The sequence below is a fragment of the Flavivirga aquatica genome (assembly GCF_001747085.1).
In the GTDB taxonomy this organism is placed as follows: Bacteria; Bacteroidota; Bacteroidia; order Flavobacteriales; family Flavobacteriaceae; genus Algibacter_C; species Algibacter_C aquatica.
Genome location: NZ_MDJD01000014.1, coordinates 130,057 through 153,057, shown reverse-complemented (window position 1 = coordinate 153,057; position 23,001 = coordinate 130,057). Strand labels below are relative to the sequence as shown.

The following is a 23,001-nucleotide window of genomic DNA, read 5'->3' as shown; positions in this document are numbered from 1 at the left end:
TTAGCTCGTGAAATCTCTTATATGAAACTCTCTTTTTGAAAAGAGACTTACTTTTTCAGTAGACTCCTCTTTTCAAGTTGCTTTTTTTTTATTGTTGAGTTCCAGGAGGGTATTTTTCTATAATTTTAGAAACAAATTCTTTGATACGTTCTTCTTTTTTCTCCATACTACGGCTTAAGTAGCCAGTTCCCATACCTTGCCATACAAGTTCTTTTTTATTGGCATCAATAAGATCTATATATAAAGTGCCTTGTGTACTAGTAGATACACTAGGTTGGTTCCAACCCCAGCCCCAACCAGGACCAAAGCCACCCCAGCCACCCCAACCCCAGGTGCCATAACCCCATGAGTTGTTATAGACATCTACACGTTGTTGAGATTTAGTGAAAAGGCTAATTAATAAATCTGGTTTTTCAGATTTTGTAAAGCCTTTCGCTAGTAGTTCTGTTTCAATAGCACGAAGGATTCTACGTTTGTCTAAATCGCTAATTTCAGCTTTATCAATGCCTGTTTTAAAAAAGGCAAAGGTTTTATATTCGGTAAATGTTGCATTTTTATCATAATCTGCAGCAACGCGAACAGAAGAGCAAGAAGTTACCACTATTAATAATGCTAAAAGCGGTAATGTTTTTAATAAATTTTTCATAATGCTTTTTTTATTGGTTAAAAAGTTTTGATTGAAACTTAATAGAGGTTGTCAATCAAAGCATTTAATACTAAGAGATTATATAAGTTTTTCTTTAAAATATCTAGTATCAACAATCGTACCAAGTATAAAGCTTTTGCTCTATTGGTTTCTTGTGTTTGTTTTTTTATTATAACCGTAGGGGCAATGTCTACATCCACTTTCACAACAATATCCACGTTTTAAATGGTATTGTTCTGTAAAACATCGGTATCCTTCTGGCGTTAGGTAATAATCACCTTCTTCAACAGGAATAATCTTCTTCATATCACAAATATAATGTAAATTGGAAGAATAATTTTTTGATGTTTATTCTCAAAATTTCTATAAACCCAAGAAAAGTAATATTGGATTGATTTTTATATGTTATAAAACATGATTTTTGTTTCGAAATATTTAGTGCCTAAGGATTATAATGGAATAACCATTTTTCCTTTTATTTTATTGAAAAGTGAATACTTTAAAAAGAATTGTATTTTAATAAATCATGAAAGAATTCATTTAAGACAGCAGTTAGAAATGTTGGTACTGCCTTTTTATTTGATTTATGGTTTAGAGTTTCTAATAAGGTTTTTTCAATATAAAAAATGGGATTTAGCTTATAGAAATATTTCTTTTGAAAGAGAGGCTTATGCTCATGAAGTACATTTGAATTATTTAAAGCAGAGACCATTTTGGAGTTTTTTAAAGTATCTTCGTCGTCATGGTATTTAAGATAGAGAGCAGTATTAATCAGCAAATAATTTTACCAGAAGAAAGAGGAGTTACTTTATTTTTAAAGCGTGAAGATGAAATCCATCCTTTTGTTTCTGGAAATAAATACAGAAAGCTTAAATATAATCTTCAGCAAGCTAAAAAAGAAGATTTTAAAACGTTATTAACTTTTGGAGGCGCGTTTTCTAATCATATTGCTGCGGTAGCTTCTGCAGGTGAAAATTTAGGTTTTAAAACAATTGGAATTATTAGAGGAGAGGAGTTGGAAGCTAAAATCTCGGATAATGAAACGCTTAGTTTTGCAAAAAAAAATGGGATGCAATTCAAGTTTATTTCCAGAGAGGTTTATAGATATAAAACATCAGATTCTTTTTTAGATAGTTTAAAAGAAGAGTTTGGTGACTTTTACCTTATTCCAGAAGGAGGCACAAATAGTTTAGCTGTTAAAGGTTGTGAAGAAATATTGGTAGATAAAGATAATATGTTCGATTTTGTGTGTTGTGCAGTAGGGACTGGAGGTACTATTTCTGGTCTTATAAATGCATCGAAACCGAATCAACAAATTTTAGGTTTTCCAGCTTTAAAAGGAGACTTTTTAAAAGAAGATATTAGTAAATTTGCAACTAAAGCTAATTGGAATTTAATAACTAATTATCATTTTGGCGGTTACGCTAAAATAAATGAAGATTTAGTGACGTTTGTTAATCAATTTAAAGCAGACTATAATATACCTTTAGATCCTGTTTATACTGGAAAAATGATGTTTGGAATCATGGATTTAATTGATAAAGGTTTTTTTAAAAAGGGTTCAAAAATTTTAGCAATTCACACTGGAGGTTTACAAGGAATTGAAGGGATGAATACAATTTTAAAAAAGAAAAATTTACAAATAATTAATTAGTAATGAAAAGATTAGTATTATTAGTATTATGTTTTGGGTGTTTGTTTTTTAGCTGTCGTTCTAAAAAAGTGGTAGTTACAAAGCGACCTAATAGAACGACTAAAAAAGTAGTCATAAAAAAACAAGAGCAGCCTAAAGTAAATGTTAAAGAAACTTCAGCTTCTAATAAAATTTATGCGAATAGTACAGAGCGTTATATAGACACTTATAAAGATATAGCGCAACAAGAAATGAACCTATATGGTATACCAGCAAGTATTACTTTGGCTCAAGGTATATTAGAATCTGGCTCAGGAAAAGGAGCTTTGTCTAGAAATGCTAATAATCATTTTGGAATTAAATGCCATGATTGGACAGGAGCAAGAGTGTATCATGACGATGATGCAAAACAAGAATGTTTTAGAAAATATAAGGATGCAAAATATTCGTTTAGAGATCACTCTTTATTTTTAAAAGAAAGAAAACGTTATGCGAAATTATTCAAACTTAAAAAAAGTGATTATAAAGGTTGGGCTATAGAATTAAGAGCTGCTGGTTATGCTACAGATAGAAAATACCCTGCAAAGTTAATTACTTTAATAGAACGTTACCAATTATATAAGCTTGATGGCACAAAAAAAGGTAATAGAATAAAACCTAAAGTTAAAGAGGCAGTTGTAAAAGAAGTTTCTAAAGGAGAAGTTCATGTTGTTACTAAAGGAGATACTTTGTATTCTATATCTAAGATGTATAATATGCGTGTTGAAGACCTTCAAAAAATAAATGATATTAAGGGAACAGATATTAAAATAGGGCAAAAACTAGAATTAAGTTTAAAATAAAATAGTTTAATGAATTATAAAAGAAGTAGTGCATTATTTGCTGAATCGGAAAAGGTTATTCCTGGAGGCGTTAATTCACCAGTTAGAGCTTTTAAAGGTGTTGGAGGAACTCCAATATTTGTAAAGGGAGCAAAAGGCGCATATTTATATGATGAAGATGATAATCGTTTAATTGATTATATAAATTCTTGGGGGCCTATGATTTTAGGGCATGCTTTTGAACCTGTTGTAAATGCAGTTGTTGAAAAAGCGAAGAAGGGAACATCTTTTGGAATGCCAACAGAAATTGAAACTCAAATAGCCCAATTAGCAGTATCAATGGTGCCAAACATTGATAAAATACGTTTTGTAAATTCAGGAACAGAGGCTTGTATGAGTGCTGTGCGTTTGGCTCGTGGTTTTACAGGGAAAGATAAAATAATCAAATTTGCAGGGTGCTATCATGGACATAGCGATTCGTTTTTAATACAAGCAGGTAGTGGAGCGAGTACATTTGGTACGCCTAATAGTCCTGGTGTTACTCAAGGTACAGCTAAAGATACTTTATTGGCACGTTATAATGATCTTGAAAATGTTAGCGAATTAATAGAAGCAAATAAAAATGAAATAGCTTGTATTATTATAGAACCAGTTGCTGGTAATATGGGATGTATTCCTCCTAAAGAAGGTTTTTTACAAGGGTTAAGAGATTTGTGTGATACTAATAATATTTTGTTAGTATTTGATGAGGTTATGACGGGGTTTCGTTTAGCAAAAGGAGGCGCTCAAGCACTTTTTAATATTAATGCAGACATTGTTTGTTTTGGAAAAGTAATTGGCGGAGGTTTACCAGTTGGAGCTTTTGCGGCACGAAATGAAATAATGAATCATTTGGCTCCATTGGGACCAGTGTATCAAGCAGGTACTTTAAGTGGAAACCCGTTAGCTATGGCTGCTGGTTTAGCTATGTTGACTGAATTGAATACGGATCCTGATATTTTTAAGCGTTTAGCTGAAAAAACAGCATATTTACATGAAGGAATAGCTAGAGTTTTAAAAGAAAATAATGTTGTTCATACCATAAATAGAGTAGGGTCTATGATTTCGGTTCATTTTGATGAAGGAAATGTTGTAGATTTTGAAACTGCCGCAAAAGGTAATAATGAGAGTTTTAAGAAATTTTTTCATGGTCTGCTTAACGAAGGTGTTTATATTGCACCAAGTGCTTTTGAAACTTGGTTTATAACAGATGCTTTATCTTATGAAGATTTAGATTTTACAATTTTGGCCGTAAATACTGTGGCAAAAACATTAAACTAAGAGTAAAAAAGTTAAAGTAATTTTTTTAAACTATCATAATATTGTTTTGCTATATGTATACTATTATGAGAAGCATCATCAATAAAAGTTAATTCAATTTTATTTGGATATAATTTTTGTAATTTAATAGAATTCGTTTCGGGATTTATTAAAAAGTCTTTAGTTCCATGGAAAATGTGTATTGGACAGGATACGGTATTTAAAAACTTATAAGTAGCTATATCATATCGTATTAAGAATTTAGGAATTGGTGGAGCTATCTCATCAGCAATAAGCGTTTTCCATGAGTAATAAGGAGCATTTAAAATAAGTTTTTTGGGTTGGTTATTAGCTGCTATATATGCAGCTAATCCAGACCCTAGAGAGAACCCGAGTACAGTAATTTGGTTTTCTGTGTATCTGGTTTTTACGTAATTATATACTTTTTGCATGTCATTAAATAATTGATCGCTGTTAGAGTAAGAGCCATCACTTTTTCCATACCCTCTATAATCTACAAATAAAACATCATAATTATTATCAAGAAATAGATTAGCTCTTTTTCCCCAATCATTTATAGCTCCTGCATTTCCATGTAAATATAGTATAACACCTTTAGACTGTTGAGCTTTAAAAAGTAATGCGCTTAAGTTAGTGTTCTTGTCAACATTTATTTTAAGTTCTTCAAATTTTTCTTGAAACTTAAAAACATAGTTTTTATTTAACTGTTTAGGGTTAAAGAAAAACTTCTCTTGTTTGATGTAAAAAAAAATTAAAGTAAAGAAGTATAGAAAACAGAGAATTTTAAAAAAGTAAATTATACGCTTTCGAATTTTGATAAGATTGATTTTCAAGGAAAATATTTTTAGTTTTTGAGTAAAATTTATAGGCTTACTGAGAACTCATTTAGACTTTTCGTTTTTAAAAGGCATAGTGTCGCTAAACATGAGAAAATAACTGAAATATGGGTGAATTTTGGACATTTTTTAAGAAATAGAAAAAGTTAAGATGAGTTCTGAATATATAAATTTATAATATTTAATCTAGAGATTCTTTTAAAGAGAATAATATTTTTTATAATATGCTTATACTTATAAGCAAGTAACCTATTTTAATAAGTGAATATAGTATTTGTATTATGGTAGAAATGATGTAAGATAAAGTTATTAAATTGGAAATGTTTCTGTTTTATTCTATGGTTGCGTTTTTCCTTTTATATTATTTAAAAAGGAGAACCTAGTTAAGTAGATTCAAAATCATGATATAGTAGAAATCGGTACTAACACTTATATTTAAGCAAGGACATTTATTTTTTACGAGTAAATTATGGTGTAAATTCTAAAATAATAAGGATTGTAAAGTAAATAAGGTGTTAAATTAGACATGATATCAATTTAAAAGTTAAGAAAAAACAAAGCGCATATCTAAAATTAAGAAATGCGCTTTTTATTAACATCTAAACTAAACTTAATTAACAAAACTATTTTTTTTGGTGCATGTTTTTTTTCATGCCTTGTTTTTTCTTTTTCCCTTTAGAAATTTTTTTTATTTGAGCTTTTTCCCATTTGGTATATTGTTCAGCGTTTAAAATGGTTTTCATTTTTGCTTTCATGGCAATTTTACGATCCAGTTTAGCATTTGTCATTTTAAGACGTTGTTCTTTAGTAAGTTTTTGCGTGTTATTGCTTTCCTTTTTTTCTTTTATAGCTTTCATGCGTGCTTTACGTGCATTAGCATTTTCTAAATTTATTTTATGAATTTCTGCTTGTTGAGATTCATTTAAATCTAAAAATAAAGTCATCTTTTTTGTTTTAAGTTTAGCAGCTTCTTCAGCAGAAAGATTCATCATTTTTTGATGATTATTTGGTCTATGGTTTTTTATTCCTTGAGCTGTTACTTGTATACCTATAAATGCTATGGCAACTATTATTAATTTCTTCATTTTATTATGTCTTTTAAGGTTAATCTACAAATAAGACCTTGTAAATCAAGAAAGGTTTAATAAGTATTTAAAAATTAACGAGTTTTTATAATTGAGGTTTAGTGTGTTATTTAAATACAAGTATTTTTAAACTTATACCTGTTTGGAAATCTGGAGCGTTATTAATTTTAAAATCTTCTTTCATATATATTGATACTATATAGTTTGGTCTGCCGTAAGAATATGTTAGGTTCCAATTACATAATGTATCGTATAGAGTAGCAATACCGTTATGCCATCCACTATTTATTTCTCGCCATTTGCCTTCTAATTTATAATAATCTTGCTCTTCTATTTTGTTGTAACGCGATTGGATTTGATAATTAATACCAAAAGAATTATAGTTGCCCTTTTTTGTGTATTTTGTTATTTCAACATGGCTTTCAATAGTTCCTAAATAAGGATTAGTTCCTAAATCGATAACCTTCTTGAAATTGATGAGGTTTTTGCGTAATAGATTTGCTCCAAGGGCAAGGTTGAATTCGTAATTATTTTTTAAAGAGATTTTTTTTATGATGTTTGAAGAAATGCCAAAATCTATGGATGAATTAAATTTAGAGGTATTTATACCTAGATGACTACCAAGATTAATAAATATGTTTTTGGTTTTATTTATTAAAAGTCTAGGATAGTAAAAATGATTTAATTCAATGCCACCTATAAAAAAGTCATTTTGGTCTAATTTAAGTGTATTTCCATTTCTATCAACATATTTAAAATGAACTTGGTTCAGCCCATAGTAACGTCTTCCAAATGGGTCTTCACCACCATTAATATTACTATGAAACCATTCAATAAGTTCATCGCTGGTAAAAGTAGAGAAAGGAAATTTTCCTTTAGTAATTAGATAAGATCTTAGGTTAATACTCAATTCATGTTCCTTTGCTATTGGTATATTTATACCTATTCTAAAATCTTTAATAACGGCATCAATAACAATATTTAAGTAATCTGCAGGAGTGGTTTCTTGATTAATAAAATGAAATTTTCGGGTATTCCAAGCTTGTTCACTTAATTCTTTTCTTATTTGAGGGTCTTTAGGAAAGTACCCTTCTACAAAAGGGTGGAAATTATTTCCACTTATAGAACTTAAAGATAATGTCGTTTTTTTTGAAGGAAAAAATTTAAAGTTACTATTAATTCTAGAACTAAAAATACCAAAATGATGTGTTGCTAAAAGATTAGGGTTATCAATACCATTTTTAATAGATAAACTATCTTTTTGTTGAGCAATTAAGATATAGCTGCAAATGTTTATTACAATTAAAAGTATTTTTTTTAACATCAAATAAAAATAAATAAAGTTTAAATAATAAAGATTCAATTTTAAATAATCTTTAGTTACAAAAGCAGATATGCTAACTATATTAACCGTTACACAACACTCTAAACAAACTCACTAAAACTGATATTTACTTGATTTTATAATTTCACCTATAATTAAGAGTTATTAAAATTAAGTATATGAGGTCTCATTTGGAAATTTATACTACTTTGAATAGCAGTTTAAAACTTTCGTTTTTTTACGTAGAAATTCTAAACCTAAAACCTTAGATAATCTTCGATAAAAATTATCTTTTGGAACTCGATTGCTCAACTGAAAACTGTTGAATACTTTTTCTTGATATATTTTACTTCCTTACATATATTAATATACGAAATTTCGTTATATTTCGAAAGAAGTTATGCAACAGGTACAACATATAAAAAAAATAGAGCAAAAAGTGCTTAATCGAAAGGTCTGTGTGTATTTTGCTAAGTCGTCAAATTTTAAATTTGGTATAATTAAAATTAGAAAAGATAATTTACAAAATTTAAAAATTTGGTTTTAGCTAAATCCGAAAAGTATAGCATACAATTGCCCTACTTTTCTTGGGATAGCCTGTTGGGCGTAATGTAGAAACCTCTCAAATATGACAGAGTTACTGATACGAAATATTTTAAACCATATTACGCTTTCTAACAAAGAGCTAGAAAATTTCTGTAATTTATTTAACCAAAAGGAGGTTTTAAAAAAACACTTTCTTCTACGAGAAGGTAAACTTTGCAAGTTTGAGGGCTTTGTTATCAAAGGACTTTTTAGAGTATATCATATAGATAGTAATGGCTTTGAACAAGTACTCTATTTTGCTAAAGAAAATTGGTGGGTTACAGATATAGACAGTTTCACTAACGATAAACCATCACAACTTTATATTCAAGCATTAGAGGATAGTGAAGTATTATTAATATCAAAAAGAGATAAAGAGTTTGCTTATAATAACATTCCTAAAATAGAAGAACTGTTTAGAGTCATGACTCAAAAAACACATATTGCCTTGCAGCGAAGAATAATAGATAATTTGAGTAAAACTGCCGACCAACGTTATTTAGACTTTATTGAAAAATATCCCAACCTCTTTCAACGATTAACTAACGTGCAGATTGCCGCTTATTTGGGTATAAGCCACGAATTTTTGAGTAAAATAAGACGAAAAATCGCTAGTAAATGATAGTTGAGAATTCAGTTATTGAACTTGTTCAATATTTTGTGACTGATATCCATTGTATCTTTGTATCATTATTAAAAACAAGACAAAATGAAATCAATTATTTCAAAAACATTATTCGCAATTTTAATTTTATTCAAAATGAACGCACAAGAACAAAGTTTCAAAACAATAGAAACAAACAAATTTAAACTACAAGTTTATAACGCATCAGAAAATAGTTTTGGTGTGGCATCTGTAATCATTTCAGGTAAAAATGAAGCAGTATTGATTGATGCACAATTTACATTGGCAGAAGCCGAAAAGGTTGCTCAAGAAATTAAAAACTCAGGGAAAACCTTAACTACTATTTATGTTTCTCACGGTGACCCTGATTTTTATTTCGGATTAGAAGTTTTCAAAAAATATTTTCCAGAGGTTACGGCTTATGCATCGCCTGGAACAGTAGAACATATTAAAACAACAGCTCAAAAAAAATTGGAAGTCTGGGGCGAAAGATTAGGCGATAAAATTACGTCCAATGCTATATTGCCTCAAGTTCTAAAAGGAAATTCTATTAATTTAGAAGGCGAAAAATTAGAAATCATTGGATTAGATGATTTCCCAAAAAGAACCTTCGTATGGATTCCATCAATTAAAACAGCTTTAGGCGGAATTAATGTTTTTGGCACAACATTTAATTTATGGATGGCTGATGCACAAACAACAGAGTCTCGTAATAACTGGATATCAATTTTAAATATCATCAGTGATTTAGAACCAGAAATAGTAATTCCTGCACACGCAAATACAAATTCAGATTTCACTATAGGTGCTGTAAACCATACGAAGAACTATATTCAATTTTATGAAGAAGCTTTAAAAAGCAGCACAACTTCTGAAGCGTTAATAGCAACAATAAAATCAAAATATCCAAGTTTAACTTTTGAAACAGCTTTAGTACTAGGAGCAAAAGTGAACACAGGAGAAATAAAATGGTAAGACCTATAATAATTATCAACTTGACATTGCTTTTAGTAGTGTCAAGTTGTTCATTTAAACAAGAAGCAATGACAAATTTAGAAATAATAAAAAGTACCTATGAAGGTAAAACTTCAGAAGAAAACGGTAAAAACTTAGCCAAACATGTTGCTGAAAATATTAGTTGGACTGAAGCCAAAGGTTTTCCTTATGCAGGAACTTATATTGGTTTAGATAGTATTACCGAAAATGTTTTTAAGCGCTTAGGTAGCGAGTGGATTGATTATAAGTTTTTGCCTGAAGACTATATTTCAAATGAAGATAAAGTTGTTGCTTATGGAACTTATTCAGGCACCTATAAAAGGACAAACAAGTATTTTGAAGCACGGGTTGCCCATATATGGAAACTAAACAATGGTAAGATTATTAGTTTTGAGCAGTTTGTGGATAGTAAATTGGTTGACGAAGCAATACATTAAAGCCACTACGCCTTAACACCGGTAATCGTTGCACAACCCTCTAAAAAAACCACCAAAATCATATTTACCTGATCTTAAAGTGTTTTGTTTTTTAGATATTTATTATAGGCTTTTTAAAACCAATTACAATTACAGGAGGTCTCATTTTGGAGATTTATACTACTTTGAATGGCATTTAGAACTCTTGCTACACTTTTTAGGGCTGTTTTTTATAAATTTTTAAGTATAGTATAAGCTAGAACTGAAACTGCATGCACTTATTGGCTTGTTTTAAACCTTATAAATAACAGAGAAAAATATTTTTTCCTAATTACCAATTTATGCAGATATAAAGAAAGAGCACATATATTATCAATTTTGTTATACAAAACCTCTATTATTCAGTAGGCTTTTTGGTTAAAAACTTCATGTAAAATTATTTTATAAGAAGTTATTAATTAATGTATCTCTTTAAGTAATTCCTTTGGAAACTTAGCTTTAAACCTATTTAGTCTCGGTATAGATACATTTCTTATATAGCTATTATTTGGGTGAAGTCTTTCATAGTTTTGGTGATAATCTTCAGCTATCCAAAACTTTTGAAACGGATAGACTTCTGCAGCAATTTTTGTGTTTAATTTTTTGCTTAAAGTTTCCTTTTTCTTTAAAATGATTTGTTTTTGTTCGTCATTTTGGTAAAATATTATTGAACGATATTGAGAACCTCTATCGTTACCTTGTCCATTTACTTGTGTTACATTTTGCGAAGCAAAATAGACATCAACTAAAGTATTAAAACTAACAATTTTAGGATCGTAAATAATTTCTACAGCTTCTGCATGTCCAGTTTTTCCAGTATTACTTGCAGCATAAGTTGGTTTTTTTGTATGACCGCCAGAGTATCCAGAAATAGATTCTTTTACACCTTTTACACTTTCATAAATAGCTTCTACGCACCAAAAACAACCGCTAGCGAAGTACGCCTTAGCTTTTCCATTTTCAAGGGGAACTTCAACTGGTTTTGCGTTAATAATGGTTTCTTTTTCTTCTTTTGTTTGAGCTTGGTTTTTGCAATTATAAAATAATGCAACTAGTATAAGTGGAATAATTTTTTTCATGAGAGTTTTTTTCTTCTTATTTATAGACGAATTAAAATTAAAAACCTTAATAAGAAGGTATGGAAATTTTTAAAATAAAAAAAGCCTTCATTAATATGAAGGCTTTAAAATATGTATTATAAATGGATTTATAATTTAGAAAACAATTTTTCCATTTTTGCTTTTTGTTCTTCAGCTAAAACAGCGTCAACTAAAATTCTACCACTATGCTCATCTGTAATTACTTTTTTACGAGAAGCAATTTCTACCTGTACTTGTGGAGGGATAGTGAAAAAAGATCCTCCAGAAGCACCTCTTTCAATTGGTACAACAGCTAAACCATTTTTTACGTTTTTACGAATTCTGTTATAAGCAGCAACTAAGCGTTCTTCAATTTGAGTTTTATAAGTCTCAGATTTTTCAATTAAAGCTTGTTCTTCTTTTTCTGTTTCAGCTAAAATGTCATTTAACTCACCTTTTTTGTGTTTCAGGTGATTTTCACGCTCTTTTAAACGACCTTTAGTTTCAGAAATAACTGCTTTTTTCTGCTCTATTTGCGCCTTAAATTCCTTAATATGCTTCTCTGCTAATTGGATTTCTAATTCTTGAAACTCAATTTCTTTAGTTAGTGAATTAAATTCTCTGTTATTTCTAACATTTTTTTGTTGTTCACTATATTTAACAATTAAATTGTTCGATTCTTGAATTAGATTTTTCTTCCCAGCAATATCATTATCTACTACTGCTAAGCTTGCAACAAGCTTTTCTAATCTTATGCTTAATCCAGCAACTTCGTCTTCTAAATCACGAACTTCTAAAGGAAGTTCTCCACGAACATTTCTTATTTCATCTATACGAGAATCGATGAGTTGTAAATCGTATAGAGCTCTTAAGCGCTCTTCAACAGTTACTTCTTTCTTTTTAGCCATATTTTAAAAATACTTAACAGGATTGGTATTTGTCTTTGATAAAATGATTGCAAAATTAGTGATTTTTTTTGTAAGATATGCTACTAAAAGATTTTTTGTGAATTGCTCACTTTCATAATGTCCAATATCGGCTAAAAGAATATTTTTTTCGGCTGTGAAAAAATCATGATATTTTAAATCTGCAGTTATAAAAGCATCTGCACCACTAGCTTTGGCAGCAGCAATGGCAAAACTACCAGAACCTCCCAGTACAGCAACTCTTTTTATGTTTTTATTTAAAAAAGAAGAATGCCTTATGCTTTCTGTATTCATTTTGGTTTTTAAATAAGATAAAAAACTAGATTCATCCATAGATTCTTTAAAATCCCCAACCATACCCATACCTATACTTTGATTTTTGTTTTCTAATGTCGTTATTTCGTAAGCTACTTCTTCATAAGAATGTGTTTTGAAAAGTGTTTGAATTATTTGCGATTCTATATGCTTTGCATAGGTAACTGTTATTTTAGTTTCCTCTTCAATATGTGTTGCACCTTTTTTACCTTTGGTTGGTGAAGATGATTCATTCCCATTAAATGTGCCATAGCCTTCTACATTAAAACTACAATCGTTATAATTCCCTAGGCTACCAGCCCCAATTTTAAATAAAGCTGTTCGTAATTGTTCTGCTTCATTTTTGGGTACATAAGTTGTTAGTTTTTTTATTGTTTTTGCTTGAGGAATTAATATCTGTTTATTTATTAACTCTAATTTATTACAGATCATATTATTTACGCCTTGTAGGGAGTTATCTAGAGCAGTATGCATGCTGTAAATAGCTATATCATGTTTAATAGCTTTTATTACAACGCGTTCTACATAGTTTTTTCCAGTAAGCTTTTTTAGGCCTTTAAAAATTATAGGGTGAAAGCTAACTATAAGATTACACTTTTCTTGAATAGCTTCATCTATAACAGTTTCTAAGGTATCCAAAGTAACTAAAACTCCTGTAATTGGATTATTCTTATTACCAACTAATAAGCCAACATTATCAAAATCTTCGGCATAAGCTAAAGGGGCAAGTTCTTCTATATGATTAATAACGTCTTGTATGACCATGTTTTATTATGTTTACCTCAAACGTACATATATTTTTTCATTTTTAAAATAAGAAATTTAAATGAAAAATATATTTGACTATAAAATCGAGGTTTAAATTTAAAATGTTTTATTTCAGAGGACGTATAAAATAATTACTTTCGTTGTGGTGAAACTTCTAATTAATTATTATAAGTTTTAAATAGATGTTACATCTAATGATTAAAAATAATTCGTAAGACTAGATGAAAATATTAAGGTACATATTATTTCCTATAATGCAGATATACTTTTTTGCAACTTGGCTAAGAAACAAATTGTATGATTTGGGTATTAAAAAATCTATTTCATATAGTTTTCCTGTGATTTGCGTTGGCAATTTAAGCGTTGGAGGGACTGGAAAAACGCCTATGATAGAATATTTAATTAAGCTTTTAAAAGATGATTATAAAGTAGCAACATTAAGTAGAGGGTATAAAAGGAAAACTAAAGGTTTTCAGTTAGGTAATAAAACATCTAATGCGGAATCTTTAGGAGATGAGCCTTTTCAGTTTTACAATAAGTTTAAAAATGATATTCATGTTGCTGTAGATGCCGATAGAAATAATGGCATTAAATCGTTACAATTAATTGAAAATCCGCCAGAAGTTGTTTTACTAGATGATGCTTTTCAACACAGAAAAGTAAAAGCTGGTTTTAATATATTGTTAACGACTTATAGTGATCCGTATTTTAGCGATGTTGTTTTACCAACAGGAAATTTAAGAGAGTCAAGAAATGGTGCTAAACGTGCTAATATAATTATCATTACTAAGTGTCCAGAAAATTTAGATAAAGCAACAAAAGAGAATATATTAGCACAAATTAAGCGAGAGCCTAATCAACATGTTTTTTTTAGTACTATAACTTATTCTAATACTATAGTTTCAGAGAATACTAGTAAGATTATTGAAGGCTTAAAGGCTTTTACTTTAGTGACAGGTATTGCAAATGCAACACCGCTAATTGATTTTTTGAATAGTAAAGGATTAAAATTTAATCATTTAAACTTTAAAGACCATCATGAGTTTTCTCAACAAGATATTGATGAGTTAAATAAAAAGGAACTTATAGTTACTACCGAAAAAGATTTTATGAGATTAAAAGACTATAAATCTTTAAAAGATAAATTATTTTACTTGCCAATATCTGTTTCTATTAGTGATGACACTAAAATTGGTGAATTAATTAAACATTTTTTAGCAAACTAAATTAAACAGATGTTGATTGGTTATTGTTTGATAATGCATTGTAAAGTTTTTTTTCAAACTCTTCTTGTTTAAATGGTTTTGGAATAATGTCTGTAAAACCAGCTTCTTCAAATTCATGCATTTTATCTTCAATAGTCACAGCTGTAAGTGCAAAAATGGTTAATTCTTTATCAAAAGTTCTAATAATTTTTGTTGCCTCAATACCACTAATACCAGGCATATGGATATCCATTAACACAATATTGTAGTTATTGGATTTAATCATTTCTACAGCATCTTCACCATTATCTGTAATATCACAATTAAGATCCATTTTAGTTAGGATCTTTTTGGTGATCATTTGGTTGATTTTATTGTCTTCAACTACTAATATTTTAACATTAGATAAGTTTAATTTATTGTTATTATTATCACTAAAATAAGTAGCTCTTTTTTCTTGCACTTCTTCTATGGTTGTATGTTCTAAAGGAATTTCAAAGTAAAATGTAGTACCCTTGCCTAATTGACTTTTTACGTAAATTTTTCCTTTTAAAAGGTCTATTAAACCTTTTACGATAGATAAACCTAAACCAGTACCTCCGTATTTACGATTAATTTGTATAGATCCTTGAGAAAAACTTTCAAACATATTGTCTTGTTTTTCTTGATTAATACCAATACCGTTGTCTTCTACTTCGAAACGAAGTTTATATATTTTACCGTAATCTTCTATTTTGTATACACGAATCCAAATATCACCATCTTTTGTGAATTTAATTGAGTTACCTATTAAATTAATTAAGATTTGAGAAATTTTTAATTGATCAGCAATAAAATTTTCAGGTAAATCTTTATCATATTCAAAATGGATATTGATGTTATTGTCTAATGCAGAGTTGTTTAGAGCTAAAACAATATTGTTTATTTTCTTTTTTAAGTTGAAAGACTCAGGTTCTATATCTACCTTATTAGCTTCAATTTTATTTATTTGTAGAATATCGTTGATGAATGTTAAAAGATAATCACCAGAAAATTTTAATGATTTTAAGTGTTGTACTTGTTCTGGCTTAGGATTTTCATCTAATAACATGTTGCTTAAACCTGTAACGGCATATAGGGGCGTTCGTAGTTCATGTGTAACTGTAGATAAGAAATTGGCTTTAGTTTTTGATGCTAATTCTGCTTTTTCTTTAGCTATAATAAGTTCTCCATTTTTTTTGTGGAGCATGTTATTTGTTTTTAACCTAATGTTATTATTTTTATAAAGTGATAAAGTTAGAAGCGATAATATGGTAATTAATGCAACACTTAGAATAGATATTAAAGTACCTAGACTTTTATCATCTTCTGCTTTTTCTAGTTTTTCTACAACTTCTTTGTTTTTTTCAATCTGATCATTTAATAAATATTGAGTTTCTTGATCGTTTGATGAATTTAATCGTGTTAAATGTCTAATAGAATCTGTAAGATTGTAATGAGAAAATAGAAAGTCCCTTGAGCGTTTATAGTTTTCTGTATCATTATATAAATTACTGAGAATAAAATATGCTTGATTACGAATTCTTGTGAATTTATTATCCTTAGCTATATGTAAGCCGTTATAAGCTAAAGTTAACGCTTTTTCGTTATTATCTAACTTATTATAAATTATAGCATGATTAATTAATGCCTCACTTTGTATTTTTAAAAAACCCTCATTTTTTGATATAGCTAGAGATTGTTCAATGACATCTCTGGCTTTTTGGAAATTGCTTAACTGTGCATAAGTTTTTCCTTCGCTTAAAAGTGTTTCTGCTAAATCTTTTTTTAAATCTTCTTCTTCAAATTTGGATTTAGCTGCAGTATAAGAGTCTATAGCTTGATAATAGTTCTTTTTAGAAAGAAAAACATCTCCAAAGATTTTATAGGATTTACCTAAGTTTTTATTGTCGTTTATAATACGCTGAACTTCAACAGCTTTGTTTAAGGATTTTATAGCTTTATCTTCCTCTCCAATTATTAATTGTAATCTTCCTTTAATGGCATAAATACGACCTATACTTTTTTTATTATCTGCTTTTTCTGCTAAAAACAGAGCTTCGTCTAAGTTTTTTTGAGCTTTATAATAGTTGAAGTTTTCTAACTCAGACTGGGATTGTGCAATACGGTAGTTGATATTATTTTGAGCTATTTCAGGATCGTCATCAATCGTTTTTTGCGATGACACGCCAAGACTGAATAGCATTATTATAATGTATATATAGTTTTTTATATGAGACATTTTCTTATATATCATCGACAAATATAGTTATTTTATCGATAAAATGTGATTTTTAACCGATAAATTGCACATTAGGTCGATTATTCGCTTTGAATAACCTGTTTCATTATCATACCAACCAATTATTTTAACCATGTTACCAATAACGGAGGTCATCTGTGAATCAAAAATACAAGAATTTGTGTTTCCCACAATATCTATGGAAACAATTGGGTCTTCTGTGTATTCTAAAACACCTTTGTAGCTACTCTTAGATGCTTCTTTAAAAGCGTTATTTATATCATTTATAGAAACAGTCTCTTTTACATTAAAAGTAATATCTGTTAAAGAACCATTTATAACAGGAACTCTAATACCACAACCACCAATAACATTTGATAGATCAGGGAATATTTTGGTGAGCGCTTTTGCAGCTCCAGTTGTAGTAGGAACAATAGATTGACTTGCAGCTCTCGACCTTCTTAAATCGCGATGTGGTTGATCATGCAAACTTTGATCCGTGGTATAAGAATGAACCGTAGTAATATAAGCTTGATTTATACCACAAAGTTTATTAATGATATCAATCATTGGTGCTGCATTGTTAGTGGTACATGAAGCATTAGAAATTATGGTTTCAGTTCCATCTATACTATCATCATTAACACCTATTACTATAGTTTTTATATTATCTTCTATAGGAGGCACACTTAAAATGACTTGTTTGGCTCCATTAGTTATATGGTATTGTAATTCTGAAGTTGTTTTAAACTTACCTGTAGATTCAATAACAAAATCAACATTATAAGGTAGCCAATTAATATCTTTAGGTAATTTATTATTTAATAATGGAATTTTTTTATCATTAATTATTATATGATGCTGATCATGGTAAACGTTACCATTAAATATACCATGTATGCTATCATATTTTAGCAAATGAGCTAAGGTTTTAGTATTTGCTAAATCATTAATAGCAACAATTTGTATATCTTGGTAGTCCTGAAGTAACCTAAAAACACGTCTGCCTATTCTACCAAAACCATTAATGGCTACATTAATCATAATTAATTAATATGTTTTTGTGCTTTATAAGAGGATCTTACTAATGCACTGCTTTCTATATGGCGAAATCCTAGATCTAAACCAATTTCTTCAAATTCTTTAAATTGATCTGGTGTTATAAATTGTTTAACAGGTAAATGTTTTTTACTTGGTTGTAAATATTGTCCAATAGTTACAACATCAACATTATTGGCTTTTAAATCATGAAGCGTTTCAATAACCTCTTCACGTGTTTCGCCTAAGCCTAACATAATACCAGATTTTGTTCTACGTTGACCTTGTTGTTTTAAATATTTTAAAACACCTAAACTTCTATCGTATTGTGCTTGAATTCTAACTTCACGAGTTAATCTGCGGACAGTTTCAATATTGTGAGAGACTACTTCTGGAGCGACATCAACGATTCTATCAATATGTTGTTCTAAACCCTGAAAATCTGGAATAAGTGTTTCAAGAGTTATTTGAGGGTTCATTCTTCTAACAGCCTTAATGGTTTCTGCCCACATGATGCTTCCCATATCTTTTAAATCATCTCTATCAACACTAGTTAATACAGCATGTTTAATTTTCATGATTTTTATTGAACGTGCTACTTTTTCTGGTTCATCCCAATCAACCGTTTCTGGGCGCCCTGTCTTCACACCACAAAAACCACAAGATCTTGTACATACATTACCTAAAATCATAAAGGTAGCAGTGCCTTCCCCCCAGCATTCTCCCATATTAGGGCAACTTCCTGAAGTACAAATAGTATTTAGTTTATATTTATCGACTAAACCTCTAAGTTCTGTGTATTTTTTTCCTGTTGGAAGCTTAACACGAAGCCATTTTGGTTTTGGTTGACGTTCTGGTAATATATTTGAAGCTGTTTTAGTGTTCATATGTATAAAAGTAAAGATACAAAGATACAAAGTATTCTTTTAAAATAGCTTACAGAGTGGTGAGATACCAAATGCTAAAACCTGTTAAAAAAACAATTCCTAGCCAACTTAAAATGTGTAGTTGTTTTGATGGTCGCCATGCTTTAGGAGTATGTTTGCTTGAAATCAATTTATAATTTATAATAGCATAAAATGGAGCCGTAATAAAAGATAGGATAGTCGCAATTTTAATTAATAACCCCATTTCTGAAGCTAAAAACAAGAAAATAGAAATCGTACCTATAGTTAATAAAGTAATCCAAAATAAATACCCGAAACGAGAAGGTCTTTTAAATAGTAATTGAGTGGTTTTTGCCATAGCTCTTGGTGAAGCATCTAAAGTTGTTAATGTGGTACTAAACATGGTAGTAAAAGCAGCAATTCCAATAATAATATAAGACCACTTACCTAGGCTAATTGTATACATATTTATGAGTTGACTAGAAAATACACTAGCCGACTTACTAAACGTCTCTCCACTATTAAACATAACTAAGGCTCCTAAAAGCAGGAAACCGATACCTAATATAATAGTACTTAAATAACCTACATTAAAATCGAATAAAGCAGATTTAGTATTGTATTTTTTTAAGTTTTTGTTTTTTTCTATAGTCCATAATGAATGCCATACAGAAATATCTAAAGGTCCAGGCATCCATCCCATGAAGGCAATTAAAAAAGCGATTTCTAAGTTATTGTTGGGAAGCATCTGGTTAAAAGAAAGTGGATTAGAATTATTAAATAATGCTATTGTTACAGCAACAATGGTACTAATGGTTAAAGTGATTATTATAATTTTTATTAACTTATCGAGTAACTTATATTTTCCGAAAATTAATAAGCCAAGGCAAATAAAAAGGATAATAACCGTCCAAGTCTTTATACTAATAAAATCACCAAACAATGAAGATGCTAAACCAGCCGTAACAATAGTAACAGCAGTTTGGATTGTAAACATGGTTGTAATACTTAATACATAATAAGCAGCAAGAATGCCTTTACCTAATTTATTATAACCATCTAATAAACTTTCTCCTGTTGCAGCTGCATAACGTGGTCCAAATTGAAAAAAAGGGTATTTAAATAAGTTAACTAAAAGTAATGCCCATAATAAACCTAGGCCAAAATCTGCTCCAGCTCTTGTGGATTGTACTAAATGCGAAACGCCTATGGCTGCTCCAGCAAATAATAATCCAGGACCTAATTCTTTTAGTTTATTGATCATTTACTTTTTCTAATAATTTCTGCAAGTAGTTTTTTAGCGCGTAGTAGTTTGACTTTTACATTATTAATAGGTTCGTTAAGTTCTTTTGAAATTTCTTTATAACTAAGTTCTTGAAAATAGCGTAAGTTGATGACTTCTTGATAATGTGGTTTTAGTTTTTTTATATCGCGAAGTAATTTAGCTAAATGTTGTTCTGTAATAAGCTTATCTTCTGGAGTAGGAGATTCGTCTAGGATTTGAAAAATGCCTCGATCATCTTTAGATATGATTTGAGAAATAGAATTTTTTTCTTTTCTTAATAAATCTATGTGAATATTTTTTGAAATAGTAATTAACCAGGTTTTAAACTTATAGGCATCATCGTAAGTTGCAATTTTATCAAATGCTTTAGAAAATGTTTGAATAGTAACATCTTCGGCATCATTTTCATTTTGTATCCGTTTTAATTGGAAACCATATACATCATCCCAAAAAAGATCTAACAAATAATTAAAGGCCTTTTGGTTATTTGCTTTTGCGAGTTTAATGGCTTCTTCTATTTCCAATGATTGGGTTTTGATATAAGATTATTTATAAATATAGTTAATTGTATTATAATTAGAAAGATTTCTAATAAAGGAAGAAAAAATAAAAGGTCGGTCTCATCCAATTTTTTTGATGATTTTCCTAAAATAATGTATTGTAAGATAAATCTAAATAGAATTAGACCCGATGTTATCTGCCAATTATACATAAATGTAAATAGGGGGATTATTAAAAGCCAAAATAATAGTTGCGAACTATATATTAAAGTTAATAATATTTTATGTTTTAATTTATAGTGAGATGCTGTTGAGACATGTCTTCTTTTTTGTCTAAACCAATTTTTAAAACTTGTTTTAGGAATTGAATCGGTAAAGCTTTGTTTTGAAAAACAAATGGCTGTATTTTTACGATTTGCTACTTGATTTATAAATAAGTCATCATCGCCAGATCTAACTTTAATATGATTTATAAAACCATTGGCATTAAAAAACTCTTTTTTTGTATAGGCTAAATTTCGTCCAACTCCCATATAAGGTATGCCTAGTTTTGCAAATGAAAAATAATTTACAGCAGTTATTAGTGTTTCGAAACGAACTAACTTATTTATAAATGAATTTTTAATTTTTGAATAGCTGCCGTAACCTAAAACAATTGATTTTTTATTATTGAAATGTGAGCTCATTTCTTTAATCCAGTGTTTAGAAAGTGGTTTGCAATCTGCATCTGTAAATAAAAGAAACTCATTTTTAGAAGCTTTTATGCCTAAAGTTAAGGCGTATTTTTTATTGCCCCAAAATGCTTCGGTGTTTTTTACATCAACAACTTTAATATTACTATTTTGCTTCTCAAAATCTTTAATAACCTCAAGAGTATTATCATTTGAAGCATCATTGATTAAAACAATTTCAAAATCTGAATAGTCTTGCGAAATAATTGAAGGGATGAAAGCTTTTAGATTTTTAGCTTCATTTTTTGCACAAATAATAACTGAAATAGGGATATTTTTAGAAGATACTTTTTTTGCCTTAAGAAAAGCAAATCTTCCAAAGAAAAAAATATAAAAAACAGCTTGAATAAAAACTACAGCAACAAATGCGTAGAAAATAATATCAAGTAACACCATAAACTATTACGAATGTTGAGGTTCGTTACAGTCACTAAATTGATCAGGAGTTTTTCCGCAAAAACCACAAGCATCTCCATCTTTATTAAGCATTGGATTTTGACTTGCACAAGTACCGGCAAATTTTCCGTCTTTTTTCGCCCAAATTTTAATAGCAATTCCTGCAATTCCTATTCCTAATAAAGCGATTGTTATTAAAAGAAGTTTCATTTAATTTAAAATAATTCTTCGACCTTTTGGTCGGGGTTTCCTATTCACCTCTCCTTCGGAGAGGTCAGAACTATTTTTTTTTGCAGTTCTGGGTAAGGTAAAATACAAAATTTCAGTTTTGGTTCTAAGACCAAAATGAAAGAGGGAATAGAATTCCTTCATGCCCTGTCTTAAGGATAGGCAGTTTCAAGAAATTTTTTATTTATTTTTCGCAAAGATAATGTTTTAACTTGTATTCTGTATTAGAACTTTTGAAGGGTTTAAATTTTTTTTTGCAAAATAAAAAGTGGTGTAGATATTTGTATTGCAAAACATAAAACTTAACCTTTTCATGAAAGTTGACCTATTATAAATGGTTTGACAATCTGTTTCTAAAAAAAAACAAACCCCTACAAATCAATATGTACAAGGAGTTCTCTATTGAAATTTTAACTAAATTTATTTAGGACAAGATTGAATAAAGGTTATAGATTACAGATGTGACCTAGCTATTTTTTAGTGTCTAAATTGTATAATTATTTGTAAATTAATAATCTAACTATTAAACCGTTTATTATGAAAAAATTATTTGCAGAGTTTTTTGGAACTTTTTGGCTTGTTTTAGGAGGCTGTGGAAGTGCTGTTTTTGCAGCAGGTTACCCAGATTTAGGAATTGGCTTTGTAGGTGTATCGCTTGCATTTGGACTTACAGTATTGACTATGGCTTATGCTGTTGGTCATATTTCTTGAGGGCATTTTAACCCAGCAGTTTCACTTGGTTTGTGGGCAGGAGGTAAGTTTGATGCTAAAAATTTACTAGGCTATGTGCTAGCACAATTAATAGGAGCTATTACGGCAGCTGGTATATTATACTTAATAGTATCTAATAAATCTGATTTTGTTTCTATTGGAGGGTTTGCATCTAATGGATATGGTAGCTTGTCTCCAGATGCTTTGGTTAGCACCTATTGCTGGAGCTATTATTGCTGGGATTATGCATAAAACCTTTTTTGATGAAGAATAATAAAATATTGATTATATAAAAAAAGCCCTGTTTACTTTTAAAGTAAACAGGGCTTTTCATTGCTATTAATCC

Annotated in this window: 23 protein-coding genes and 1 pseudogene; 9 read left to right on the top strand and 15 right to left on the bottom strand. The window is 29.4% G+C overall.

Annotation, left to right across the window (positions count from 1 at the left end; translation table 11 throughout):
* Positions 1 to 88 precede the first annotated feature (88 nt).
* Both A8C32_RS04635 and A8C32_RS20525 read right to left on the bottom strand, forming a co-directional pair.
* The gene (locus A8C32_RS04635) at positions 89 to 646 is read right to left on the bottom strand and encodes a DUF4136 domain-containing protein (RefSeq protein WP_069829281.1); all 558 of its coding nucleotides are present in this window, start codon (positions 644 to 646) and stop codon (positions 89 to 91) included.
* A gap of 141 nt (positions 647 to 787) precedes the next feature.
* On the bottom strand, positions 788 to 952 hold the full coding sequence (locus tag A8C32_RS20525; RefSeq protein ID WP_165605790.1) for a C1orf53 family protein: 165 nt from the start codon (positions 950 to 952) through the stop codon (positions 788 to 790).
* Between the two features lie 108 nt (positions 953 to 1,060).
* Between A8C32_RS20525 and A8C32_RS04630 the strand changes: the two genes are divergently transcribed.
* Genes A8C32_RS04630 through hemL form a run of 4 tightly spaced genes read left to right on the top strand, consistent with a single transcriptional unit; the run spans position 1,061 to position 4,420 of the window.
* A complete protein-coding gene (locus tag A8C32_RS04630; RefSeq protein ID WP_069829280.1) occupies positions 1,061 to 1,399 on the top strand; it encodes a hypothetical protein in 339 nt (112 codons plus the stop codon).
* Complete coding sequence (locus tag A8C32_RS04625) at positions 1,389 to 2,300, top strand: 1-aminocyclopropane-1-carboxylate deaminase/D-cysteine desulfhydrase (protein WP_069829279.1); 912 nt, start codon at positions 1,389 to 1,391, stop codon at positions 2,298 to 2,300. The genes A8C32_RS04630 and A8C32_RS04625 overlap by 11 nt, the downstream gene beginning before the upstream one ends.
* A 2-nt stretch (positions 2,301 to 2,302) precedes the next feature.
* A complete protein-coding gene (locus A8C32_RS04620; RefSeq protein ID WP_069829278.1) occupies positions 2,303 to 3,121 on the top strand; it encodes a glucosaminidase domain-containing protein in 819 nt (272 codons plus the stop codon).
* A gap of 9 nt (positions 3,122 to 3,130) precedes the next feature.
* Positions 3,131 to 4,420, top strand: coding sequence for a glutamate-1-semialdehyde 2,1-aminomutase (gene hemL, locus A8C32_RS04615; RefSeq protein WP_069829277.1), 1,290 nt, complete (start codon positions 3,131 to 3,133; stop codon positions 4,418 to 4,420).
* Between the two features lie 11 nt (positions 4,421 to 4,431).
* On the opposite strand, the gene A8C32_RS04610 is transcribed toward hemL, so the two are convergent.
* From A8C32_RS04610 to A8C32_RS04600, 3 genes are all read right to left on the bottom strand, one after another.
* Complete coding sequence (locus tag A8C32_RS04610; RefSeq protein ID WP_083253251.1) at positions 4,432 to 5,253, bottom strand: alpha/beta hydrolase; 822 nt, start codon at positions 5,251 to 5,253, stop codon at positions 4,432 to 4,434.
* Between the two features lie 626 nt (positions 5,254 to 5,879).
* A complete protein-coding gene (locus A8C32_RS04605) occupies positions 5,880 to 6,341 on the bottom strand; it encodes a DUF4890 domain-containing protein (RefSeq protein WP_069829276.1) in 462 nt (153 codons plus the stop codon).
* Between the two features lie 106 nt (positions 6,342 to 6,447).
* The gene (locus A8C32_RS04600) at positions 6,448 to 7,665 is read right to left on the bottom strand and encodes a hypothetical protein (protein WP_069829275.1); all 1,218 of its coding nucleotides are present in this window, start codon (positions 7,663 to 7,665) and stop codon (positions 6,448 to 6,450) included.
* Positions 7,666 to 8,293: 628 nt separating this feature from the next.
* On the opposite strand from A8C32_RS04600, the gene A8C32_RS04595 reads away from it, so the two are divergent.
* From A8C32_RS04595 to A8C32_RS04585, 3 genes are all read left to right on the top strand, one after another.
* Entirely contained in the window at positions 8,294 to 8,872 is a 579-nt protein-coding gene (locus A8C32_RS04595; protein ID WP_069829274.1) for a Crp/Fnr family transcriptional regulator, read from the top strand.
* Positions 8,873 to 8,959: 87 nt separating this feature from the next.
* The gene (locus A8C32_RS04590; RefSeq protein ID WP_069829273.1) at positions 8,960 to 9,850 is read left to right on the top strand and encodes an MBL fold metallo-hydrolase; all 891 of its coding nucleotides are present in this window, start codon (positions 8,960 to 8,962) and stop codon (positions 9,848 to 9,850) included.
* 68 nt (positions 9,851 to 9,918) lie between these two features.
* Complete coding sequence (locus tag A8C32_RS04585; protein WP_069829369.1) at positions 9,919 to 10,308, top strand: nuclear transport factor 2 family protein; 390 nt, start codon at positions 9,919 to 9,921, stop codon at positions 10,306 to 10,308.
* Between the two features lie 437 nt (positions 10,309 to 10,745).
* Here the strand turns inward: A8C32_RS04585 and msrA are convergent, their stop codons facing one another.
* From msrA to A8C32_RS04570, 3 genes are all read right to left on the bottom strand, one after another.
* Complete coding sequence (gene msrA, locus A8C32_RS04580) at positions 10,746 to 11,405, bottom strand: peptide-methionine (S)-S-oxide reductase MsrA (RefSeq protein ID WP_069829272.1); 660 nt, start codon at positions 11,403 to 11,405, stop codon at positions 10,746 to 10,748.
* 128 nt (positions 11,406 to 11,533) lie between these two features.
* Complete coding sequence (locus A8C32_RS04575; protein ID WP_069829271.1) at positions 11,534 to 12,313, bottom strand: zinc ribbon domain-containing protein; 780 nt, start codon at positions 12,311 to 12,313, stop codon at positions 11,534 to 11,536.
* A gap of 3 nt (positions 12,314 to 12,316) precedes the next feature.
* Entirely contained in the window at positions 12,317 to 13,411 is a 1,095-nt protein-coding gene (locus tag A8C32_RS04570; RefSeq protein WP_069829270.1) for a Nif3-like dinuclear metal center hexameric protein, read from the bottom strand.
* 224 nt (positions 13,412 to 13,635) lie between these two features.
* Here A8C32_RS04570 and lpxK point away from each other — a divergent pair, with 224 nt between their 5' ends.
* On the top strand, positions 13,636 to 14,640 hold the full coding sequence (gene lpxK, locus A8C32_RS04565) for a tetraacyldisaccharide 4'-kinase (protein WP_069829269.1): 1,005 nt from the start codon (positions 13,636 to 13,638) through the stop codon (positions 14,638 to 14,640).
* 1 nt (position 14,641) lies between these two features.
* Here lpxK and A8C32_RS04560 read toward each other — a convergent pair whose 3' ends face one another.
* The 7 genes from A8C32_RS04560 to A8C32_RS04530 are packed head-to-tail and all read right to left on the bottom strand — an operon-like array spanning position 14,642 to position 21,926.
* Entirely contained in the window at positions 14,642 to 16,879 is a 2,238-nt protein-coding gene (locus A8C32_RS04560; protein WP_069829268.1) for an ATP-binding response regulator, read from the bottom strand.
* A gap of 27 nt (positions 16,880 to 16,906) precedes the next feature.
* The gene (gene gap / locus A8C32_RS04555; protein WP_069829267.1) at positions 16,907 to 17,923 is read right to left on the bottom strand and encodes a type I glyceraldehyde-3-phosphate dehydrogenase; all 1,017 of its coding nucleotides are present in this window, start codon (positions 17,921 to 17,923) and stop codon (positions 16,907 to 16,909) included.
* 2 nt (positions 17,924 to 17,925) lie between these two features.
* A complete protein-coding gene (lipA, locus tag A8C32_RS04550) occupies positions 17,926 to 18,804 on the bottom strand; it encodes a lipoyl synthase (RefSeq protein ID WP_069829266.1) in 879 nt (292 codons plus the stop codon).
* Between the two features lie 49 nt (positions 18,805 to 18,853).
* On the bottom strand, positions 18,854 to 20,068 hold the full coding sequence (locus A8C32_RS04545) for an Nramp family divalent metal transporter (protein WP_093455596.1): 1,215 nt from the start codon (positions 20,066 to 20,068) through the stop codon (positions 18,854 to 18,856).
* Positions 20,065 to 20,613, bottom strand: coding sequence for an RNA polymerase sigma factor (locus A8C32_RS04540; protein ID WP_069829265.1), 549 nt, complete (start codon positions 20,611 to 20,613; stop codon positions 20,065 to 20,067). Before A8C32_RS04540 ends, A8C32_RS04545 begins: the two co-directional genes overlap by 4 nt.
* Positions 20,604 to 21,716 (bottom strand): glycosyltransferase, encoded by a 1,113-nt coding sequence (locus A8C32_RS04535; protein ID WP_069829264.1) that lies wholly within the window; start codon positions 21,714 to 21,716, stop codon positions 20,604 to 20,606. The genes A8C32_RS04540 and A8C32_RS04535 overlap by 10 nt, the downstream gene beginning before the upstream one ends.
* A 6-nt stretch (positions 21,717 to 21,722) precedes the next feature.
* The gene (locus A8C32_RS04530; RefSeq protein ID WP_069829263.1) at positions 21,723 to 21,926 is read right to left on the bottom strand and encodes a membrane or secreted protein; all 204 of its coding nucleotides are present in this window, start codon (positions 21,924 to 21,926) and stop codon (positions 21,723 to 21,725) included.
* A gap of 555 nt (positions 21,927 to 22,481) precedes the next feature.
* Between A8C32_RS04530 and A8C32_RS04525 the strand changes: the two are divergent.
* Positions 22,482 to 22,853: pseudogene (locus A8C32_RS04525) on the top strand (aquaporin); the annotation flags it as partial.
* Positions 22,854 to 23,001: the final 148 nt, after the last annotated feature.

Bases quoted from the DNA above. Each gene is read 5' to 3' on its own strand.
- A8C32_RS20525 (WP_165605790.1), bottom strand. From the start codon at position 952: ATGAAGAAGATTATTCCTGTTGAAGAAGGTGATTATTACCTAACGCCA.
- A8C32_RS04635 (WP_069829281.1), bottom strand. From the start codon at position 646: ATGAAAAATTTATTAAAAACATTACCGCTTTTAGCATTATTAATAGTG.
- A8C32_RS04585 (WP_069829369.1), top strand. From the start codon at position 9,919: ATGACAAATTTAGAAATAATAAAAAGTACCTATGAAGGTAAAACTTCA.
- A8C32_RS04575 (WP_069829271.1), bottom strand. From the start codon at position 12,313: ATGGCTAAAAAGAAAGAAGTAACTGTTGAAGAGCGCTTAAGAGCTCTA.
- lipA (WP_069829266.1), bottom strand. From the start codon at position 18,804: ATGAACACTAAAACAGCTTCAAATATATTACCAGAACGTCAACCAAAA.
- A8C32_RS04620 (WP_069829278.1), top strand. From the start codon at position 2,303: ATGAAAAGATTAGTATTATTAGTATTATGTTTTGGGTGTTTGTTTTTT.
- lpxK (WP_069829269.1), top strand. From the start codon at position 13,636: ATGAAAATATTAAGGTACATATTATTTCCTATAATGCAGATATACTTT.
- hemL (WP_069829277.1), top strand. From the start codon at position 3,131: ATGAATTATAAAAGAAGTAGTGCATTATTTGCTGAATCGGAAAAGGTT.
- A8C32_RS04560 (WP_069829268.1), bottom strand. From the start codon at position 16,879: ATGTCTCATATAAAAAACTATATATACATTATAATAATGCTATTCAGT.
- A8C32_RS04590 (WP_069829273.1), top strand. From the start codon at position 8,960: ATGAAATCAATTATTTCAAAAACATTATTCGCAATTTTAATTTTATTC.
- A8C32_RS04545 (WP_093455596.1), bottom strand. From the start codon at position 20,068: ATGATCAATAAACTAAAAGAATTAGGTCCTGGATTATTATTTGCTGGA.
- A8C32_RS04625 (WP_069829279.1), top strand. From the start codon at position 1,389: ATGGTATTTAAGATAGAGAGCAGTATTAATCAGCAAATAATTTTACCA.
- A8C32_RS04605 (WP_069829276.1), bottom strand. From the start codon at position 6,341: ATGAAGAAATTAATAATAGTTGCCATAGCATTTATAGGTATACAAGTA.
- A8C32_RS04570 (WP_069829270.1), bottom strand. From the start codon at position 13,411: ATGGTCATACAAGACGTTATTAATCATATAGAAGAACTTGCCCCTTTA.
- A8C32_RS04600 (WP_069829275.1), bottom strand. From the start codon at position 7,665: ATGTTAAAAAAAATACTTTTAATTGTAATAAACATTTGCAGCTATATC.
- A8C32_RS04630 (WP_069829280.1), top strand. From the start codon at position 1,061: ATGATTTTTGTTTCGAAATATTTAGTGCCTAAGGATTATAATGGAATA.
- A8C32_RS04595 (WP_069829274.1), top strand. From the start codon at position 8,294: ATGACAGAGTTACTGATACGAAATATTTTAAACCATATTACGCTTTCT.
- A8C32_RS04530 (WP_069829263.1), bottom strand. From the start codon at position 21,926: ATGAAACTTCTTTTAATAACAATCGCTTTATTAGGAATAGGAATTGCA.
- msrA (WP_069829272.1), bottom strand. From the start codon at position 11,405: ATGAAAAAAATTATTCCACTTATACTAGTTGCATTATTTTATAATTGC.
- A8C32_RS04535 (WP_069829264.1), bottom strand. From the start codon at position 21,716: ATGGTGTTACTTGATATTATTTTCTACGCATTTGTTGCTGTAGTTTTT.
- gap (WP_069829267.1), bottom strand. From the start codon at position 17,923: ATGATTAATGTAGCCATTAATGGTTTTGGTAGAATAGGCAGACGTGTT.